This is a genomic window from uncultured Georgenia sp., assembly GCF_937958535.1.
Lineage (GTDB): Bacteria > Actinomycetota > Actinomycetes > Actinomycetales > Actinomycetaceae > Oceanitalea.
In genome coordinates this window covers 1-2,649 of the sequence record NZ_CALGNQ010000235.1, presented here as the reverse complement: position 1 = coordinate 2,649, position 2,649 = coordinate 1, and the positions used below count along the sequence as shown (strand labels likewise).

General features: G+C 75.1%; 2 protein-coding genes. One reads left to right on the top strand and one right to left on the bottom strand.

What is annotated here, in order from left to right:
- Positions 1-467 (bottom strand): DJ-1/PfpI family protein (locus Q0195_RS12315; protein WP_299278995.1); only part of this gene is annotated, 467 nt, incomplete at its 3' end.
- 304 nt (positions 468-771) lie between these two features.
- Between Q0195_RS12315 and Q0195_RS12310 the strand changes: the two genes are divergently transcribed.
- A complete protein-coding gene (locus Q0195_RS12310) occupies positions 772-2,550 on the top strand; it encodes an FtsH/Yme1/Tma family ATP-dependent metallopeptidase (protein ID WP_299278993.1) in 1,779 nt (592 codons plus the stop codon).
- Positions 2,551-2,649: the final 99 nt, after the last annotated feature.

Sequence of the window (2,649 nt, the reverse complement as noted above, 5' to 3'; positions counted from 1 at the left end):
ACCTTGCCCTCGCGCACATAGATCGGGGCGGAGTCGACCCGCACCCGGGGGAAGCGGGCGGCGAGCTCGGCCGCGTAGAACCAGTGCGTGGTGGCACGCTTGCCGTCGAGCAGGCCCGCGGCGGCGAGCACGGTGGTGCCGGTGCACACCGACGCCACCCGGCGGGCGGGTGCGGCCAGGCGGCGCACGTGCCGCGCCAGCTCGAGGTCCGCCCCGGCGGCCGCGTGCCCCAGGCCACCGGAGACGATGAGCGTGTCGACCGCCTCCACGTCGCCCAGCGCGCGCTGCACGCCGAGCCGGAGCCCGGAGTCGCTGGTGACGTCGGCCCCGTCGAGGGAGGCGACCGCCACCCGGTAACCCGGGCGGGCACCGAGCCGGTTCGCCAGGGCGAGCGCCGAGGTGACGCTGGCGACGTCGACCAGCTCGACGCCGTCGTACGCCACGACGAGCACCTCGTGGGCGGGCATGGGACCAGGGTAGAAGCCGGCGGGCCGGCAGGTCGGCCGGAATTCGCAGGGGCTCGGCCGGCCGGGGACCTCAGGTGCGCGGTCGACCGGACATCCCCGGGGCCGGCCACCCGGGAGCGTCCACGGCGGCGGCCGGGCCGCTCAGCCGGGGTCCTCTCACCGACTCGGCCGGTCGGGGACCACTTATCCGCGGCGCGGCCGCGCCGATGGGTAGGGGAGGAGACGGCCGCGAGCACAGGGAGGCAGGGTCGGTGAGCACCGCGACACGGGGGACGGGCGACGTCACGGCCGGTGGGGCGGCGGCGTGAGGCGGCTGCTGCGCGAGTGGTGGGCGATCCCCGCCGCGATCGCCCTCGTGCTGGGCATCAGGTTCGTCCCGGACCTGTTCGCGGGCGGTGCCGAGCCGGAGGAGGTCGGGCTCAGCCGGGTGGTCGAGCACGTCGCGGACGGTGAGGTGGTCGCGGCGGTGGTCGACGAGGAGCGCCGGTCGCTCACCGTCACGCTGGAGGACGGGCGTGAGCTGGCCACGGCGTACGTCGGGGACTACGGCGGCACCCTGACCGAGGCGTTGCTCACGGCCGGGGTGGAGACCGACGTCGCCTCCCCGCCGGGGGTCTCGTTCCTCGACGTGCTCGGGCCGGTGGTGCTCGTGCTGCTGCTCGGGGTGCTCGTCGTCGTCATGCTCACCCAGCACGGGCTCCTCGCGCGGCGGACCCGGCAGGTGGAGGTGCCGGCCACCCGCTTCACCGACATCGCCGGCGCGGACGAGGCGGTGGCGGAGATGCAGGAGCTGGTCGAGTTCCTCCGGGACGGGACGCGCTTCGCCGCCCTCGGCGCCCTGCCGCCCAAGGGCGCTCTCCTCGTCGGCCCGCCGGGCACCGGCAAAACGCTGCTCGTCCGGGCCGTGGCGGGGGAGGCCGGAGTGCCGTTCTTCGAGGTGGCCGGCTCGGACTTCGTGGAGAAGTACGTCGGGGTGGGCGCCTCCCGGGTGCGCTCGCTGTTCAAGGACGCGAACAGGGCGGGCAAGGCGATCATCTTCATCGACGAGATCGACGCCGCCGGGCGGGCCCGCAGCTCCGGCGAGGCGGACCGGGCGAACACCGAGCAGGAGGGCACGCTCACCGCGCTGCTCACCGAGATCGACGGCTTCACCTCCACCGACGTCATCGTCATCGGCGCGACCAACCGCCGCGACGTCATCGACGCCGCGCTGCTGCGCCGGCTGGAGCGGGAGATCCAGGTGCCGCTACCCAACCGCGGCGGACGCACCGCCATCCTCGAGCTGCACGCGAGCGGCAAGCCGTTCACCGGCGACGTCGACTGGGTCAAGGTGGGCCGGCAGGCCTTCGGGATGAGCGGGGCGGACCTGGAGAAGGTGGTCAACGAGGCCGCGATGGAGGCGGCGCGCCGGGGGGAGGCGGTGATCGCCGAGGCGCACGTGTACGCGGCGCTCTCGACGGTGGAGATCGGCCGGGCCCGCACCTCGGCTGTGGTCACCGAGCGGGACCGGGAGATCACCGCCTGGCACGAGGCCGGCCACACGCTGGTCGCGGTGCTGGCCGAGCACGTCGGGGATCCCACCTACGTGACGATCATCCCGCGCGGCGGCTCGGGCGGGCACACCCGCCCCGGCGGCAACGACCACCAGTTCCTCTCCCGTCCGGAGGCGCTGGATGCGCTGGCGATGGCGATGGGCGGGCGGGCCGCCGAGCTCATGCTGCTCGGCGAGGACGGCTACACCCAGGGCGCCGCCTCCGACCTGCAGCACGCCACCCGGGTGGCCACGAGCATGGTCACCGAGTACGGCATGGCCTCTCGGCTGGCCCACGTCCACCCCGACGCGCTGCGCGTGGGCGGGGAGGTGGCGGTCCGGGTGGACGAGGAGGTCGAGGGGCTCCTGCGCGAGGCGCTGGACCGGGCGCGCCGGATGCTGGCGGAGAACGCGGACGCGGTGCGGCGGGTGGTGGCCGAGCTGCTCGACCGGGAGACGCTGACCGGCCGGGAGCTGGCCGAGATCCTCGGCCGCCCCGGCGGTACCCAGGGGAGGGCCTTCGAGCCGGCAGACGTCGAGCTCGCCAGCTGAGCCGGCAGCGGGGTGACGACGGAGGCCGTCCCGTCGTCGGTGTCCCCAACTCCGAATGCACGGTGAGACGACGGGCGACGGCGGTCCCGCCGTCGTCGT